We start from the raw sequence: 16717 nt of genomic DNA, 5'->3' as shown, positions 1-16717 counted from the left end.
GTTTTCAGAATTGACACAAGGTATAGCATGCAATACCCGCTTGCCGCAATTTATCCTCACCGCCAAGCTCAGTTAATGAAACGACAAACGCCACCTCTTTTACCGACGCTCCAGTTGAACGAATCAGCTTCTCAGCAGCGAGAACCGTACCACCAGTCGCCAGTAAGTCATCAATAATTAACACATTATCATTAGCTGACAAGGCATTTTCGTGAATATGAAGCTCATCACTACCGTACTCCAATTCATAACTTTGGCAGACCGTTTTGCCCGGCAGCTTGCCAGGCTTTCTTAGGAGAGTGACACCGCAATCTAGTGCATAAGCAAGTGCGGCACCAAATAAAAAACCTCTTGCTTCAATAGCCGCTATTTGGGTAATTCTTTCCCCTTGGTAACGCTTTTTAAAAGCCTCAATGCTGCTTTTGAACGCACTTGGATTTTGCAGTAACGGAGTAATATCCCGAAAGATAATACCTGGCTTCGGATAATCCGGAATAGCGCCGATTGAATCTTTCACTTCCTTTAGACTTGCTTCCATAAACCTTTGCTCTTTATTTATGCAACCGCTTTTGCTGACCAATTATTTACAGAGTCAATTAAATACTCCGCATCCAGTGGCTTTGACAAACACTGTGTCGCACCGGCCGCCAGCGCTTTTGGTTCAACTTCAACTAATGAATCTGTCGACATAAAGAGTAACGGCGCATTGCGATAGTTCTCCAGCTCTCGAAGATTCTTCAATAGCGAAAGACCATCCATAACCGGCATTTTATGATCAATAAGAATAAGATCGTAGTAGTCTTTTTTGGCCTTACTTAAGCCATCCAAGCCATCTTGAGCAGTTTGAATATCGAGCTTCAAAGGCTCCAACATTCTACGAATTGTCTGAAGCGTATTATATTTGTCTTCGACAATAAGCATTGAAATGGACATAACTGTCACTTACACCTTAAGCCTTTTACAGCTTGACTATTAGGCAGATAACACTTGTATTAAGCGCAGCACTAGTGGCAAGCAGCCTGCGATAACAAACAATACAATAGCGAATAACAAATAACCGAACCCAGCAGGCTCTTTGAACGACTCTGATGACATGACATCTACCTCCTAAATAAGTCGGGGCAGATCATACTTGATCCTATGCGCTGATAAAAGCAGTTCAACCAATAAAAAACCCGACCTGATTAGGCCGGGTTTTATTCTGCTAATTAACGCTATCAGGTTAAATTATAATTCAATGCCTTTACGTTTCGCAGTTGATTGAATATAACCTTTCCAGCTGCGAGCGCTGCGACGTTGTCCGTCGAATTTAGCCGCTTCATTAACGTATCTCATCGCCTGGCGGTAATCACCGCCGTAGAAATACGCTTCCGCTAACGACATATAAACTCGACCTTCGTCACGACCTTCTAAATAATCCAATGCTTTTTTCAAAGGTTCTGCTGCTGCAATGTACTGTTCGTTTAGCAACATAATATTGCCGCGCTTACGATAGTACTCACCTTTGTCATCCGCATCTTCTGCAGCTTCTGCTGCTCGAAGGTACCATTCAACGGCTTTATCCAGAGTTTTCGCTCGGTGATAGCTGTTCGCTATGGTGGCGAAATTCTTAGCGGTTTGCTCGATGTCACCTGCTTCCACATGCTTTTCCATGGTGGTAGCTGCTTTATAAGGAATACCTTCGTTATCATAAAGTTGAACCAGCATTTTAAACTGATTCTCTTTGTCTAGGTATCCCGCTAAATAAGCTATCTCGATAGTTTGAAGCGCTTTAGGCAGGTTTTCTTCGAGCATATAAAATTGAGCTAACTGCGGCCACCATTGAGTCACTTCAGGAAGCTTATTCAAGCCTTCCTCAAGTACCCTAATTGCATCCGAGTACATTTTACGCTCATAATATGACGCCATCATCAACGTATACACGTTTTTATCTGGTTCGCCATACTGCAATGCGGCTTCGGCAAAAGGAATCACTTTAGCGAACTCTTTCATCTGGTAATAGGCGTTTGCCATATACAAGAATACTTGAGGATCTTTTTCGCCTGTGAATTGAACCCAGTTACGAAGGTACTCTATCGACTGCTCGTATTTTTCTTCCTGAAGGCTGATTTGACCAACAAGTTTCATCGCTGCAGCCTGATCACTCCAACCGAGAACATCTTGATCAACCGCACTTTTTAAAACGCTCAAGGCGTCTGACATACGCTCGTCAGCAGCATAGAGATTACCAAGGAAGCGACCTAAATACGCGGAATCGTAACCAGGATCTGGCTCTTGCTCTTCCAATACTACAATCGCTTCTTTGATTTTATCCTCTTCGTAAAGCTCGAACGCATCCATAATGGCGCGACCAATACTTTGTGAAGCGGCTTGGTTTTTTCGAGCTTTCTTCTGCGCCTCAACGGTCTCTTTATCCGGAATGCTGAAGCCAAGATCCTGAGCCGAAGCCTGGACCATGGTCAACGACATAGCCGCGACAAAAGCCAGGGCACTAACAAATGTTTTTGTTAAATAATTCATTTCTTAGTTCCCATCCATTGTGAAATCGAGCTGTACAGTCATTCCCGGTTGACGAACCGGCTTGCCGTCAACAACCTTCGGCTTGTACTTCCAGCGCAACAATGCGCGACGAGCTTCACGGTCAAATACTCGACGAGGTTCAGAGTCAATGACTTCAACGTCAGTCACACCACCTTGTTCATCGATAGTGAACCGCAATTGAACCCAACCTTCTGTGCCATTACGCGCCGCTTGAGGCGGGTAGCGTGGTTCGATACGAACGATAGGCGTTGCATCACCATCGCTGCTCAAACCTCCACCTGGACCAGACAGCCCGGTATCAGCTCCACCAACATCCACATCAAAACCCATATTCATATTCAGACTGGAATCTGAAGTATCAGGCTGAGACTGTGGAGTCTCAGGTGGCTGCTCAGGTGGCGGCGGTGGCGGCGGCGGAGTACGCCGACGCTCTTGCACGTCAGACTCAGGTGGCGACGTTACGATGTCAATGACCGGTGTTGGAGGCGGAGCTTCATTGCTTTTCGCCCCCCACCGATTAAGTAAGCCATGAAAGCAAACGTAACGGCCGCACCTAGTAGTAAAGATACTAAAAAGCGCACCATATTAGTTAGTCTCCGCTGCTATGGATATCTTATCGATACCCGCTTCCTTAATTTGGTCCATAACTTCAACGACGCGACCATGTTCAGCTTCTTTATCGGCCTGAATAACCACTAAGTCCGTTGGTTGCTCTGCTAGCATACGTTCTAAGTTTGCTGCAACGCGCTTAACGTCGACTTGGCGTTTATCCATCCAGATTTCGCCTGTATCACGAATTGCGATAAAGATGTTTGCTGAAGGCTCCTTGTTCGCCTGATTAGCTTCAGGTTTATTTACCTGAATACCAGCTTCTTTAACGAATGAAGTCGTTACGATAAAGAAGATCAACATGATGAAGACGATGTCGAGCATCGGCGTCATATCGATAGACGCATCTTCTTCTTCTCGATTACGATTACGTGCCATAGTTTTACTCTCTTAGTGATGTGGCAAACTGTCAACCAGGCCTTCTTTCGCACGACGAACCTTACTTTCCAGTCGAGTTGCGAAAAACATGCCGGATAAAGCTGCAACCATACCCGCCATCGTTGGGATAGTTGCCATCGAAATACCCGATGCCATTAGACGAGGGTTACCCGTCCCTTGTACTGCCATGATTTCGAAGACCGTAATCATACCGGTTACGGTTCCCAACAGTCCGACCAGCGGACATAAGGCAACACAAGTTTTAATTAACAGAATACGAGCATTCAGTTTATCGTTCGCTTCGGAAATCCATGCTTCACGGATTCTATGGGCGTACCATGAGGTGGTGTCCTTACGGGCATCCCACTTCGCAATAATGTCGTTGCGAAGCTTAGGGAATGCGCCGGTAAGGTACCAATAACGCTCAATCATCAGTACCCACATTAGAAAGAGCACCCCCATGACGATGTACAGGACATCGCCACCGGTAGCCAGAAAATCCCTGATAGATTCCCAAAGTTCCATCAGGTAAAGCATGGGTTACTCCTTCTCCGAGTGCGCAGCTACGATTCCCGCTGCCTGCTCGTCCAGAATGTGAACGATAGACTTAGCGCGAGATGCCACAATACTGTGAGCCAAAATCAATGGAATAGCCGCGATAAGACCCATAGCCGTTGTTACCAACGCCATTGAAATATCGCCCGCCATGATCTTCGGATCACCGGTACCAAACAGTGTGATTGACTGGAACGTACCAATCATACCAACAACTGTACCTAATAGACCAAGCAGTGGTGCGATTGCTGCGAAGATCTTGATAACGTTTACGCCGCTGTCAATCTTCGGAGTTTCACGCAGAATCGCTTCGTCCAATTTCAGTTCTAAGTTTTCAGGATCTGCACTCTTGTTCTCCTGATACACTTTCAGGATACGACCTAAAGCGTTGCTGTCTTTAGGGCTTTCAGGATTTTTAAGCTGAGAACGGATTTTGCCTGCCGCGCCAGTTAACGTAATTAACTTATAAAGCGCGATTAATAAGCCAATAATCAGTACAACGGTAATAACATAACCAACTGTACCACCTTGGTGATAGCGCTCAGAAAGCGTTGCTTTTTGAGTTAACAGACCAAGAATCTGACCTTTAGATGGATCAAGGAACACACCTTCATAACCACTTTCAGTATTGAAGAACTCTTGTGCTTGTCCTGTCGCACCACCTTCTGGTTGACGACCTAATGGCTGAACTTGTTCAGTCGTGTCGTTATACACCAAGTATTGGTCACCAGAAATTAGGTTAAAAGTACCTAAGCGAACGACTTCGCGTTGCTCAGTACCACCGTCAAGTAAAGTCACTTCAGTATCAAACTTAACGACTTTACCAGACTGAACCATTTCAGTAAGAAGTGCTTGCCATAGTTCTTCTAGTTCTTCCAGAGTCGGAAGTTCTTTTGCTTCAGACAAGCTCTGAAGAACGTCTTCACGACCTGGGTACTGAGCACTAACTATTGACGTTGCGATGCGACCGATAGTTTCGGTTGCTGCACCACGAACAACACCGAACATTTCACCTAAGGTGCCTTTGGCGTTCTCAAGTTCCTGCTCTTTGTTCGCTAACGCGACTTCGTTTTCAGAGAATTCATTCTGTAAACGTTTACCTCGCGCTTTCTCGTCTTCAAGCTGTTGCTTAGCACGGTTTAGCATAGCTTGCTTGTCAGCGCGCGCAGCTGTGAATTCACGCTCACGCTCAGCATTTAATTCACGAGAAGAAACACGGTTTTTCTCAACTAGCTGTAACAACTCGTCAAGGTTCTTAGCGTCAGATGTATCCTGAGCTTGTGCAGCGAGAGTCGTACCGGCAGAAAGGGTGACTGCTGCTGCAATCATTAACGATTTTACTAATTTATTCATTCTGCACTCTCCGCTGCGAATACTGGAAGTTTCACCAGATCGTAAGCTGTTTGCTTACGTGACATACGAATCGCTTGGGTCAGAGGACGGATAAACTCGTCTTCCAAAGCAGTCCACTCATCAGTTTCGTTGTTGTAAATCCAAGCATTTCTCAAATCGAGAGACTGTGCCAGGAATGCAACACGACCCATGTGGAAATAATCAACAGCCACTTGCTCTCCGTCTACTTCCAAGTTGCCCTGGTAAGAGATCAAGCCTGAACCGTAGTCCATTTCTGTCTGGTACGCTTCAATGATTTGACGGAACTGCTCAGACGTTGAAACGTTAGCGCTGTCCATGATGTCGCGCAGACGCTCAACGCGTTCCATACGCTTTTCACGGTGAATTGGAATATCCAATTTCACAAATTGCTCTAGCGCATCGATCATTTCATACATAAGAGGAACGACGCCCTGCTTAGTACGCTCGATGCCGTCAATTTGCTTTTGCAAAGACGCTAGCGTTGCTTCTTGGTCATTAACCAAGCGCTGAACGTGGTCGTTGTAAACTTTCAAGTTCTCATACTCAGAGATTACTGAGCGATACTCGATAAGAAGATCCTGGCTTTGCTCAAACAGAGAGTTTACTTTCTCTTGAGACTGAGCGGCCGCATTAAGAATCTTTTTCTCTTCGTTTTGTAGCTTAGCTACATCGACTTGCTGTGCAGCGGCAACGCCAGTGCCAGCAAACGCCATCACACCCATCAGGGTTGCAGCGAGTTTGGTTCTTTTGATTACTTTGGTCATAGTTCCCAACCAATTTGACTTAACTTCCGCTTCAACGCCTAAGGCGCGAAACACCAGTTGTTTGAATGACGAAAAGATCTCGTTCTACGGTTTATAGTTATTGTCGACAAAAGTGACAATAACCAAGAATACTCCCACGATGACTATACGCTGTCAACCAAGTTACCTGAGTTAACCGCGCTATAGCTATCGTTTCAATTCTATACTGTAGAACACGGATCTGGACTCGTACAATCTCCAGATTTTAAGACAACATCCTGTCGTCAAATCATTTCATAGCTTCAAAAAAGTAAACGATACCTCTTTTTAGCTACTACTCCTGTCTTGAATAGTATCACTTTTTGATCCACGAACAACACTGCCTTATAAATTTCAACGTTTTTTATACAAGTAATTTTTTAGCCTATGTTTAATAGCTTAACCTCTTTTTCTGATTTGACCGTGTCATAAGAGAAAAATTCTTTTATTATGGGGTTATGAGACCAATAAATGACTTAACGTCAATTCAACATATTGAACGGTTGCTCAATGAGTTTTCCGAACAAGCCCTGCATATTGACGAAGACAATAGACGCCGCTCAAAGAAAGTCACAGAGCAGTGGTTCAGTCCTTCACTGTTCCAAACGCGATCATCCGTCGCTTTAGATTACGTTAAAGAAACAGAGCGTCTGTTAGCTCAACTCTTACAAACAACATCGAAAGAATCGCAACGTTATGTGGCCGAAAAGCTTTGTGCTCAAGTAGAAGCGCTAGCAACTGCACTGCGTTCGGGTAAGCTCCCGGAAAAGGGAGAAGAGCAGCGAGAAGTGAAGGCCAATAATTACCAAAAACTTCATGAACAATTAGTAACTTATAGAGGCTATGAGCGCCGCTTAACTGAAAACCTTGAAAATGCACAAAGCACGGGGGGGCAGGACGTAATTCAAGCCGCTCAAAAGCGATTAAACCGTTGCCAAATGGCAATTGATCAGTTAGAGCGACAGATTCAGCGTTATGACGAAGGTTAATATTCCCTTCATCTACTCTCCAATATACAGCCAACTGTCACTTCCTGAACGGCACCGCTACCCTATTGAAAAATATCGTTTATTGCATGATTGGGCCGTTAGCCGGGGGGCACACGCAAGTCAGTGGAAGGCGCCTGTAGCACTAACCTGGGAACAAGTTGAACAGACACACAGCGCTTCGTATATTGAAAAGCTAAAAGCCAACAGCTTTGAAAAAGCTGAATGGCGCAGAATTGGCTTTCCCTGGTCAGAGCAGCTACTTACGCGTTCTCTAACATCAGCCGGCGGAACGACCTTGGCTTTACAAATAGCACTAGACTCGTCCATTGCTATTCATTTTTCGGGCGGGTATCACCATGCTCATCAAGATTGGGGTAGCGGTTTTTGCTTGATTAACGACTTGGCTATCGCCTGTCATCAGTTACTTTTACAACATCCCAATTTAAAAATTGCTGTGCTGGACACGGACGTGCATCAGGGTGACGGTACAGCGACCATCTTCAAAAATGACCCTCGGGTCTTTACTTGCTCTATTCATGGTGAAAAGAACTTTCCATTCTCAAAATCATTGTCAGATTTAGATGTTCCGTTGCCCAAAGGAACGACTGATAAAAGTTACCTTCAGGCGTTGCAGAATGCACTTACCTCGATTGCGAGAAGCGTAAAGCCCGATATCATCCTTTACGATGCTGGCGTGGATATTTACACAAAAGATGAGCTAGGCCATTTTCACATTAGTTTGAACGGCCTATTCCAGCGTGACATGACGGTGCTTTCATTTTGTCGACAAAATAGCATTCCTGTCGCAGCGGTCATTGGGGGAGGTTATCAACGAAACCTGGAGCGACTGGTGCGGGGACACGCCCAATTACTCAGAGCCGCATATTATGTCTATACTGAAAGTCAGTATCTACCTGACACAGCGCTGAGGAGTCCGGAAAATGAAATTTGACGATGATATTCACAATTATTATGAGCGATTAGTTGCGGACAGAGTTGAGGAGCTAGAGCTCGATAAGCAATACGAGCAAGAGTTTCTAGCTGACTTATGCTGTTTGGTGTTGAACCAACTGCCGCCTCGCTATATTCGTCACGAGGTCGATATGGCCTTTTTCCTTCCGCCGTCAAAAAGACTGGATATGGAAATGCAGGTTCACAAAGCTATTACGGAAGCTTTAGAGTTTTTGAAAAATAGAAAGAGAGATGAAAGCATTTAAATAACAAGGATTGGGTGGCGACTCTACCAGCCACACCCCGGCACACACATCCCCAACTACGGCTGCTCCCTTCCGGGCCTGACCGGGTTCGCTGGTTAGCGTTGCGGGGGGACCCGCAGAGTCACCATTGACGCTTTATTCAAAGCAGGCGCATTATGACTTACTTGCCATGGGTAAACAACCCACCAATGGCCTTTCGCTTACTTTTTCTGCAGTTTACGAGCAATCGCTTGTTTTGCCTCGGGAGAGCTTAACGCTTTAGCAAAATATTCAGCTTCACGGCTTATTCGTGCAGCCGTTGATTCAATTGGGTGTTTAAGTAATTTCTTCGACACCCGCAAAGACTGCCCAGATTGAGCTCGTAGTTTACTCAACACCTCTTCTACTTTGCTTTCCAGCTGCTCGGCAGAAACAACATGATTCACAAAACCAAGCTCGAACGCAGTTTGTGCATCGAAGTTATCACCTAGCAATAATAATTCTGCCGCTTTCTGATAACCACAAATTTGCGGTAACAACAAACTTGAACCGGCTTCTGGTAGAAGACCCAATTGTACAAACGGCAGTGCGTATAGCGCTTCATTACTACTGATAACAATATCGCAGTGAAGTAACAAAGTGGTTCCAATACCGATGGCCAAACCGTTAACTGCAGCAACAACAGGTACTTCCACCTTGTTCAGGGTATGCAGAAAACGGAATGGCGGCGCTGATTCATCGAGATTTTCTATCGCCAGAAAGTCGTTTAAGTCATTACCGGCAGAAAAGCTGTCCCCTTCACTCTCAAATACAACGGCATTAATTGATTTGTCACTATCAGCTTCTTTTAGTGCTTTCTCACACAAGGTATACATTGCTTGCGTAAACGCATTTTTCTTTTCTGGACGGTTCAGGCGAATTCTAACAACACCGTTATCTTTTTTAACTATCACTGACTGTTCAGACATTGGCCCTACTCTCTTTATTGTTGGCGCTTTTTCCAAGCCTTAGCGGTTGCTTCATGCATTGGTACTATAATATCCAACGCTGTCTTATCGCCCGCTGGCAGTTCCATTTGGTTTGGCTTTTTAGGAGTAACGCGCTCCCCCCATTTAATAAGGCCAGCCCCGCACGTTAATCCACCACCAAACACCGCCGACATAATGCTATCGCCGGGCTTGATAATGCCGTTATCTGCCGCTTCCGCAAACGCAATAGGAAGCGTTGCGGAAGAGGTGTTGCCATACTTTTGAATATTGATAACCGTTTTCTCACTCGGCACTTTACACATCTTGCCCAGGAAGTCGATTAGCCGCTTGTTTGCCTGATGCGGTATAAGGGCATCGATGTCTTCCGTTGTCATTCCGGTTTGTTCAAAAACATTCTCAACAGCGGCACTCATACCTTTAACCGCTCGTTTGAAAATTTCCTGACCCACAAAGTCAAATTGCATAATGCCGTCAAAGTTGAATCGATCAAAATTGAGACCAAAATCAAGACTCAACACATCACGCGCATCGGCGTCACAACTAACGTGACTTGCCAACAACCCAACTTCATTGTCTGACGCTTCCAACACCATCGCACCAGCTCCATCTCCAAACAGCACGGCGCTTTCACGCTTTGTCCAGTCTAAAATACGCGTGAGGCACTCTGCACCTATCAACAATACTTTGCTGTGCGCCCCCGTTCTTATCGATTGAGTCGCGAAATGCATGGCATATAAAAAGCTGCTGCATGCGGCGTTCAAATCAAACGCCGCCGCATTTTTTGCGCCAAGACGTTGCTGAACCGCCGAAGCGACATTCGGAATAATTTCGTCTGCGGTACACGTTCCGACAATGATCAAGTCGATTTCATTAGGGTCTAAATCAGCCGCAGCCAATGCGTTGCGTGCAGCCACTGTAGCCAGCTCCGACGTACCCACGTGGCTAACTCGCCTTTCTGAAATACCGGTCCTCGAAACAATCCATTCATCGGAGGTTTCCAGGAAAGTGGCAAGATCATCGTTTGTCATAACGGCCGGCGGAAGGCATTTTCCCCAACCCGTGATTTCTGCATATTTTGTCACGGCAAAACCTTTTACTTCTGTCAGTCAATGCTATCTGCGTGCTAAGCTACGTCAAGACAGCAGTCATTGCTCGTATCATAGCACGAATATTTGTCAGGTGAATGTATCTGAGGAAAAAGGATAATGCTTATGCTTCGTTTAATTCTGGTACTTATTTTGGCTCCGATTTTAGCTGCCTGTTCCAGCCAGCCGGATCCACTTATTATTAGCACAACCCCGGTAAACGATACTTTTTCAATAAAAGTAAACGAGCTGGACGTTATTGATACGCGAACTCACTCCTATTTATACCGACACAAAAAAGGTGATGATAAAGCGACATTTGCCCCAACTCAGCAACCGTTGACCGACATCGTTAAAGAGTCGCTCAAGCCTTTAACCGCAAATGCACCAAAAGGACAAGGTTTAAAATGGTATGTGTCGATAGAAAAAGCGTTAATTGATGCAAAGGTCAGTGCTTTCAAATACGAGTTAGAACATCATGTCCGCATACGAGTGGAAGCCGTTAGAGATAACCGCCGTTATAGCAACTTTTATACCGGCAAAGCACAATCGAGTGGCGCGCTGAAGCCTGCTCAGGCAACTATTGAGCGTCAGTTCCGTGATCTCTTAAATAACGTATTGAACGATATTGCCAACGACCCTAAACTCCGATTGAGTGAGAGAGAGGTTTACTAATGAAGTTTTGGATTTTACTCGCCAGTTTTCTGGCCGCTTCTTTTGTTGCACCCGCCTGTGCCGAAATACAACCTGACAACCCATTTCCCAGAGTGAGAATGATCACTTCTATGGGAGATATCACTGTTGAATTGAATCGCGAAGCGGCGCCGTTAACTATCAAGAACTTTTTTCGTTATGTCAAAAAGGCACAGTACAACGACACGATTTTTCATCGGTTAGTGCCTGACTTTGTCATTCAAGGCGGCGGCTATGATAAAGACTTTCAGGGAAAACCCACTTTTGAACAGGTTGTCAATGAGTCAGGCAATGGTCTGCTCAATGAATACGGTACTATTGCAATGGCCCGAGAGCGAGGTCCACATACAGCAACTCGTCAGTTTTTCTTTAATCTCAACGACAATACATCTTTAAATCCCGACAAAGGCGACTGGGGGTATACCGTTTTTGGACGTATTGTGGGTGGCTTAGATGTGCTGGAAAAAATGGCAAAGCTCGAGTCAAAACCCTTTGATGATGCAACTGGTTGGCGAGATGTCCCTGAAAATCCGCCGGTTTTAAAGCGAATTGAAATAGTTCCTCAAAATTAATGGAAAAGCATATCCCCTTCTGGCAAGACATGGATGTTTATAAACAGTCGCGCGTCTGGGTTATTTTCGTGCTCGGCATCGCCAGCGGGTTTCCCTGGGTGATGATTGGCTCAGCGCTTTCCGCCTGGCTTCAGGAGGAAGGACTGACTCGCTCTGTTATCGGTTATTTCGGCGCCGTTTTTGGGGCTTACTCGATTAACTTTCTGTGGTCACCACTTATCGATAATGTGAGACTCCCCTTACTAACAAGGTGGTTGGGGCAACGTCGAAGTTGGATATTTTTGTGCCAGCTATTGATTGCTACTGGTTGCTTTGCGCTTGCTAGCCTAAATATCACTGACAATCTACACATCGCAGGTTTAACCGCATTAGCCATCGCCATAAGCTCAGCCACGCAAGACATTGCTATTGATGCTTACCGTATCGAATCATTCTCTGAGAGCGAAGGTCGTTTACAAAGTGCGGGAGCTGCCATGGCGACGGCAGGTTGGTGGACAGGTTATAGCGGCTTAGGCGCACTGCCCTTTTTTATCGTCGACGGCGTTAACTGGAACTGGCAACACGCCTATTTCGGTCTTGGTTGTGTCATGCTGTTTCTGGCCGTTATTGTACTGCTTGTTCGCCGCACGACTTATACCGCCGTTTCAGAGACAGCTGAGCCTATATCGAATTGGTTTAGCTTTTTCAAAGAGCGCATAAAGCACACCGTTGTTTCACCCATTGCTGAGTTTTTCACACGAAACGGCATAAAACTCGCGTTGTCACTTTTGGCATTTATTTTCTTGTTCAAAATTGGTGAAGCCTTTTTAGGCCGCATGTCTATTGTGTTTTATAAAGAAATTGGCTTTACCAACACAGAAATTGGCACCTATTCCAAACTTGTCACCTGGTGGGTGACTATTGTTTTTGCAGTGTTAGGCAGCGTTGTTAACCTAAGACTTGGCATTGTGAAAGGGCTGATTATTGGTGGTTTAGCCATGTCCGCTTCAAATCTTATGTTCTCCTGGATTGCATTAGTCGGTCCCAACACCAATTTGTTCTTAAGTGCCGTTCTTATTGATGGTTTTACCAGTGCCTGGTCCACTGTGGCTTTTGTTGCGTTCATTAGCTTGCTTTGCAACCGAACATTCACGGCAACACAGTATGCACTCATGGCGTCACTAGGGACTCTGGGAAAAACTGTGTTGGCGTCGTACAGCGGTGTGTTAGTCGATGCGATGAACGGCAACTGGGCGCTATTTTTCGTTTTAACGGCGATAATGGTCATTCCCAGCCTTTGTTTCCTTTGGTTTATTCGTAAGCCGCTGAAAAAGCTTGAGGAAGCAAGAGATGCAAGCTGACTATCATTGGTACGTGTTAGGTCCTGGTGCCATTAGCGGGCTCATCGCCTCCCATTTGCTTGAAGCTAAGCAGCAATGCTCGGCTTTAACTCGCAAAAAAGAATCTAAGCACGGTCAATTAACTTTAAAAGAAGGCACAATAAACAGCACTTATACATTACCTTTTCTACCGACACAGAAATGTCAGTTGGCCAAAGACGCGGTGTTTATTGTTGCAGTAAAAGCCTTTGATGTCGTAAATGCTTTGGAAAGTATCACTGCAATTCCCGGCTTTGACAAAGACATGCCAATAATTCTGAGTCACAATGGTATGCTTGAGTTGCCTAACTCACTAACCTCATTGAATATTTATCACCTAGTGACCACCCATGGTGCGGTGAAGCTTACTCAAGAGCCAACACATATTGTCATTGAGCACCGAGGAAAAGGTCGAAGCTGGCTGCAGCAGAAAGAAAATAAAGCAGACTTCGAGGCAATTTTAGCAAAGAGTTTTAAGCCCATTCTTTTTGAAAGCGATATTCAAACCCGCCGTTGGTCAAAGCTTTTAATTAATTGCGTAATAAACCCATTAACCGCCATTCATCAGTGTAACAATGGCGAACTGCTTAAAGCTGAGTGGCAGGAAGTTATTCAATCGTTGGTCGACGAAGCGGTCTGCGTTGCTCGCGTCGAACAGGTCAATTTAGATGCCAAGAGTGTTTACGAGGAAATACTAAGAGTCGCTGGCGAAACCCGAAACAACGAGTCTTCAATGAGACAAGATATACGTCATAATCGCCGTACAGAAATTGACTACCTGACGGGTTATATTATCAAAAGAGCGAAAAAAGCCGGCTTAAAAGTGCCGGCTCACGAAAAACTAATGAGCGACTTTATCAGTATCTATCCTCAATAAAGTCGACCACTTCTAAACCAAAGCCGGATAACGCTGAGTAACGCTTCGGCGAACTCATCAAGCGCATTTTATGAATGTTTAAATCCGCCAATATTTGCGAGCCTAAGCCCACATTACGTGACGCATTTGAAGCCGACGCCGTTGGTTTATGCTCACCATGGTCTTGTGCTTCAAACTCTTTTACCTGCGCAATAATATCTTCTGGCGTTTGCTGGCGGCCAATAATCACTAATACACCGTCATTCTCGGCAATGTAAGACATTGCTTTCTGAATTGGCCAACTGCGTTTTGCAGCTCGATCCGTCAGGAAAGTGTCATGGAAAGTGTCCTGTAAGTGCACGCGTACGTTGGTCACTTTATCTTCTGATAGGTCACCGTGCACAAGCGCCTGATGAACCTGTTTATCAATAGTGTCCTGATACGTCACTAAGTGAAATTCGCCAAACGCGGTTGGCAAGGAGCATTCGGCCACTCGCTCAATCGTTCTCTCCTGCGTTGAGCGGTATTCGATTAAATCGGCAATAGTCCCAACTTTAATATCATGCTGTTTTGCGAAGGCCTCAAGATCTGGGCGGCGTGCCATAGTACCGTCTTCATTCAGCACTTCTACAATAACAGAAGCAGGTTCGAACCCTGCTAAGCGCGCTAAGTCGCAGCCCGCTTCGGTATGACCTGCGCGGTTAAGTACACCGCCCGATTTTGCTTTCAATGGAAAAATGTGTCCCGGCATGACTAAATCTTCAGGCTTAGCATCTTTTTTCACCGCATCCAACACTGTTTTCGCGCGGTCGGCTGCCGAAATTCCTGTTGTAACGCCCTCTGCCGCTTCAATAGAAACGGTAAAGTTTGTTGCATAAGGCGCGTTATTTTTGTCCACCATCAGCGGTAAATTCAGTTGCTGGCAACGCTCTTCAGTTAAGGTTAAGCAGATAAGTCCTCGGCCATAACGCGCCATAAAGTTAATCGCTTCTGGCGTCGCGCATTCCGCAGCAATAATAAGGTCACCCTCATTTTCGCGATCTTCATCATCCATCAGGATAACCATTTTTCCCTGACGGATGTCTTCTATAATCTCTTCTGTGCTATGCAATGACATAACGCTTAACCTTTTCCTGTCATAAATTGGGGTACTGCGATAACTCGTTGGTCATCACCAACCTGACGCCTGTCAGTTATTTTAAAGCGTATCGCTTTGTCTAAAGTATTCGGTTCGTCAATATCAAAGAGTGAACGCGCCGCGTTGCCCAGTAGCTGACCTGAGCTATACATTATTAGCCGGTCACAATAACCCGCCTCTATAAGTGCTGCTGCTAAAGAGGCACCACATTCAGTCCAAACTTGATTCACTTCCCGTTTAGCCAGCTCAGTCATCAAAGCGCTCAGCTCAACTTTTCCGCTGGCTGCTTTATCAATTATAACCTCGTGGCAATGGGCATGGCGGATCGGTTTTCCCGGCTCGCATCTAACTAACCATACCGGTGCGGATGATTCAAAGATTTTAGCATCATCAGTCACTCGGTTTTGGCTGTCGATAACAATACGTATCGGCTGTTTTAACGGTTCAGGTAAAGACCTTGTCGCTGGCCACTGGCTCTGCCGAACCGTCAGCATGGGATCGTCTTTTAAAATGGTATCAGCACCAGTAAGGATCGCGTCGGACTGAGCTCGCCAATACTGAACATCGGCACGCGCATGGGAACCTGTTATCCATTGGCTGCGGCCATCCGATAACGCCGTTTTTCCATCCAGCGACGAGGCCATTTTGACAGTAATGAAAGGGCGGTTTTCTCGCATTCTGGACAAGAACCCTGGGTTCAGCTGTTCCGCGGATTTTTCCAACACGCCAACCAACACGTCAATATCCGCTTCGTGCAAACGCTTAATGCCATTACCACTCACCCGAGGGTTCGGATCATGCATAGCGACCACAACACGCGCAATGCCCGCTTCAATTAAAGCGTCCGCACAGGGCGGCGTGCGTCCCATGTGGCTGCACGGCTCTAAAGTCACATAAGCCGTTGCACCTTTTGCGTCAGCACCGGCCTGCTTTAATGCATGAATTTCCGCGTGCGGTTCGCCGGCTCGCTGATGCCAGCCTTCACCAATGACTTTATTGTCTTTGGTTATCACACAACCGACAGCAGGGTTAGGACGCGTTGTCATAATACCGCGCCGAGCCAACTCAATGGCACGATGCATCATTTCGTGATCAACTTTTAGCTGCGACAGTTTAATCATTCAGACGAGCGATTTCTTCGCCAAACTCTCGAATATCTTCGAACGAGCGATAAACGGAAGCAAACCTTACATAGGCCACTTTGTCGATTTGTTTCAGGTTTTCCATAACCAATCCGCCAATAAAATTACTGGTTATTTCACGCTCACCCGTCGCACGGATACTCGATTTAATTTTATTAATAGCCTGTTCCATAAGCTCCAGACTAACTGGCCGCTTTTCAAGTGCTCTTAACAACCCGTTACGTAGCTTATCTTCATTGAACGGTTCTCTCGAGCCATCGGTTTTAATAACCCGAGGCATGATGAGTTCAGCCGTTTCAAACGTCGTAAAACGCTCCTTGCAATGATTACACTCACGCCGGCGACGTACCGAGGCGCCATCCGCAACTAATCGCGAATCAATAACCTTGGTGTCTTGTGTGCCACAAAATGGACAATGCATTGCCTGACTCCTTTAAGTGCGCTTTACGACTCGAGTAAC

General features: G+C 45.7%; 20 protein-coding genes, 1 other RNA gene and 1 pseudogene. 7 read left to right on the top strand and 15 right to left on the bottom strand.

The window, feature by feature from the left end; all coding sequences use genetic code 11:
- Positions 1 to 4: 4 nt before the first annotated feature.
- The 9 genes and pseudogenes from CEW91_RS03860 to CEW91_RS03825 all read right to left on the bottom strand — a co-directional run bounded on the left by CEW91_RS03860 (position 5) and on the right by CEW91_RS03825 (position 6221).
- The gene (locus tag CEW91_RS03860) at positions 5 to 538 is read right to left on the bottom strand and encodes an adenine phosphoribosyltransferase (protein WP_088767745.1); all 534 of its coding nucleotides are present in this window, start codon (positions 536 to 538) and stop codon (positions 5 to 7) included.
- A 17-nt stretch (positions 539 to 555) separates the two neighbouring features.
- Positions 556 to 933: a response regulator gene (locus tag CEW91_RS03855; protein ID WP_088767744.1), complete on the bottom strand. Its 378-nt coding sequence runs from the start codon at positions 931 to 933 to the stop codon at positions 556 to 558.
- Positions 934 to 972: 39 nt separating this feature from the next.
- Entirely contained in the window at positions 973 to 1095 is a 123-nt protein-coding gene (locus tag CEW91_RS12440) for a hypothetical protein (protein WP_268762555.1), read from the bottom strand.
- Positions 1096 to 1227: 132 nt separating this feature from the next.
- On the bottom strand, positions 1228 to 2520 hold the full coding sequence (locus CEW91_RS03850) for a tetratricopeptide repeat protein (RefSeq protein WP_088767743.1): 1293 nt from the start codon (positions 2518 to 2520) through the stop codon (positions 1228 to 1230).
- A 3-nt stretch (positions 2521 to 2523) separates the two neighbouring features.
- Positions 2524 to 3125: pseudogene (locus tag CEW91_RS03845) on the bottom strand (energy transducer TonB).
- Between the two features lies 1 nt (position 3126).
- Positions 3127 to 3528 carry an ExbD/TolR family protein gene (locus CEW91_RS03840; protein WP_053952599.1) on the bottom strand — a complete coding sequence of 134 codons (402 nt, stop codon included), beginning with the start codon at positions 3526 to 3528 and terminating at the stop codon, positions 3127 to 3129.
- 12 nt (positions 3529 to 3540) lie between these two features.
- Positions 3541 to 4065, bottom strand: a complete 525-nt coding sequence (locus CEW91_RS03835) for a MotA/TolQ/ExbB proton channel family protein (RefSeq protein ID WP_088767742.1) — start codon at positions 4063 to 4065, stop codon at positions 3541 to 3543.
- A gap of 3 nt (positions 4066 to 4068) precedes the next feature.
- The gene (locus tag CEW91_RS03830) at positions 4069 to 5436 is read right to left on the bottom strand and encodes a MotA/TolQ/ExbB proton channel family protein (protein WP_088767741.1); all 1368 of its coding nucleotides are present in this window, start codon (positions 5434 to 5436) and stop codon (positions 4069 to 4071) included.
- Positions 5433 to 6221, bottom strand: coding sequence for a DUF3450 domain-containing protein (locus CEW91_RS03825; protein WP_198400884.1), 789 nt, complete (start codon positions 6219 to 6221; stop codon positions 5433 to 5435). Before CEW91_RS03825 ends, CEW91_RS03830 begins: the two co-directional genes overlap by 4 nt.
- Before the next feature lie 476 nt (positions 6222 to 6697).
- On the opposite strand from CEW91_RS03825, the gene priC reads away from it, so the two are divergent.
- Genes priC through CEW91_RS03810 form a run of 3 tightly spaced genes read left to right on the top strand, consistent with a single transcriptional unit; the run spans position 6698 to position 8445 of the window.
- The gene (gene priC / locus CEW91_RS03820; RefSeq protein ID WP_088767739.1) at positions 6698 to 7228 is read left to right on the top strand and encodes a primosomal replication protein PriC; all 531 of its coding nucleotides are present in this window, start codon (positions 6698 to 6700) and stop codon (positions 7226 to 7228) included.
- Positions 7215 to 8180, top strand: coding sequence for a histone deacetylase family protein (locus CEW91_RS03815; RefSeq protein WP_088767738.1), 966 nt, complete (start codon positions 7215 to 7217; stop codon positions 8178 to 8180). The genes priC and CEW91_RS03815 overlap by 14 nt, the downstream gene beginning before the upstream one ends.
- Positions 8170 to 8445, top strand: a complete 276-nt coding sequence (locus CEW91_RS03810) for a late competence development ComFB family protein (protein ID WP_088767737.1) — start codon at positions 8170 to 8172, stop codon at positions 8443 to 8445. Before CEW91_RS03815 ends, CEW91_RS03810 begins: the two co-directional genes overlap by 11 nt.
- A gap of 21 nt (positions 8446 to 8466) precedes the next feature.
- Here the strand turns inward: CEW91_RS03810 and ffs are convergent.
- The 3 genes from ffs to CEW91_RS03795 all read right to left on the bottom strand — a co-directional run bounded on the left by ffs (position 8467) and on the right by CEW91_RS03795 (position 10495).
- An RNA gene (ffs, locus tag CEW91_RS03805) (signal recognition particle sRNA small type) lies at positions 8467 to 8563 on the bottom strand.
- 82 nt (positions 8564 to 8645) lie between these two features.
- Complete coding sequence (locus CEW91_RS03800; RefSeq protein ID WP_088767736.1) at positions 8646 to 9392, bottom strand: enoyl-CoA hydratase; 747 nt, start codon at positions 9390 to 9392, stop codon at positions 8646 to 8648.
- A 14-nt stretch (positions 9393 to 9406) separates the two neighbouring features.
- A complete protein-coding gene (locus CEW91_RS03795; protein ID WP_088767735.1) occupies positions 9407 to 10495 on the bottom strand; it encodes a ketoacyl-ACP synthase III in 1089 nt (362 codons plus the stop codon).
- A 129-nt stretch (positions 10496 to 10624) separates the two neighbouring features.
- On the opposite strand from CEW91_RS03795, the gene CEW91_RS03790 reads away from it, so the two are divergent.
- Genes CEW91_RS03790 through CEW91_RS03775 form a run of 4 tightly spaced genes read left to right on the top strand, consistent with a single transcriptional unit; the run spans position 10625 to position 13998 of the window.
- Positions 10625 to 11173 carry a YajG family lipoprotein gene (locus CEW91_RS03790; protein WP_088769346.1) on the top strand — a complete coding sequence of 183 codons (549 nt, stop codon included), beginning with the start codon at positions 10625 to 10627 and terminating at the stop codon, positions 11171 to 11173.
- Positions 11173 to 11763, top strand: a complete 591-nt coding sequence (locus CEW91_RS03785; RefSeq protein ID WP_088767734.1) for a peptidylprolyl isomerase — start codon at positions 11173 to 11175, stop codon at positions 11761 to 11763. The genes CEW91_RS03790 and CEW91_RS03785 overlap by 1 nt, the downstream gene beginning before the upstream one ends.
- The gene (locus tag CEW91_RS03780) at positions 11763 to 13103 is read left to right on the top strand and encodes an AmpG family muropeptide MFS transporter (RefSeq protein ID WP_088767733.1); all 1341 of its coding nucleotides are present in this window, start codon (positions 11763 to 11765) and stop codon (positions 13101 to 13103) included. The genes CEW91_RS03785 and CEW91_RS03780 overlap by 1 nt, the downstream gene beginning before the upstream one ends.
- Positions 13093 to 13998, top strand: a complete 906-nt coding sequence (locus CEW91_RS03775) for a ketopantoate reductase family protein (protein WP_088767732.1) — start codon at positions 13093 to 13095, stop codon at positions 13996 to 13998. Before CEW91_RS03780 ends, CEW91_RS03775 begins: the two co-directional genes overlap by 11 nt.
- On the opposite strand, the gene ribBA is transcribed toward CEW91_RS03775, so the two are convergent.
- Genes ribBA through nrdR form a run of 3 tightly spaced genes read right to left on the bottom strand, consistent with a single transcriptional unit; the run spans position 13979 to position 16678 of the window.
- Positions 13979 to 15094 (bottom strand): bifunctional 3,4-dihydroxy-2-butanone-4-phosphate synthase/GTP cyclohydrolase II, encoded by a 1116-nt coding sequence (gene ribBA, locus CEW91_RS03770; RefSeq protein WP_088767731.1) that lies wholly within the window; start codon positions 15092 to 15094, stop codon positions 13979 to 13981. The two genes, CEW91_RS03775 and ribBA, sit on opposite strands and share 20 nt — an antisense overlap.
- A 5-nt stretch (positions 15095 to 15099) precedes the next feature.
- Positions 15100 to 16236: a bifunctional diaminohydroxyphosphoribosylaminopyrimidine deaminase/5-amino-6-(5-phosphoribosylamino)uracil reductase RibD gene (gene ribD / locus CEW91_RS03765; RefSeq protein ID WP_088767730.1), complete on the bottom strand. Its 1137-nt coding sequence runs from the start codon at positions 16234 to 16236 to the stop codon at positions 15100 to 15102.
- Complete coding sequence (nrdR, locus tag CEW91_RS03760) at positions 16229 to 16678, bottom strand: transcriptional regulator NrdR (protein WP_053952613.1); 450 nt, start codon at positions 16676 to 16678, stop codon at positions 16229 to 16231. The genes ribD and nrdR overlap by 8 nt, the downstream gene beginning before the upstream one ends.
- Between the last annotated feature and the right edge of the window lie 39 nt (positions 16679 to 16717).

The sequence above is a fragment of the Idiomarina piscisalsi genome, from assembly GCF_002211765.1.
GTDB classification, from domain to species: Bacteria; Pseudomonadota; Gammaproteobacteria; order Enterobacterales; family Alteromonadaceae; genus Idiomarina; species Idiomarina piscisalsi_A.
This window is presented reverse-complemented; position numbering and strand designations above follow the sequence as displayed.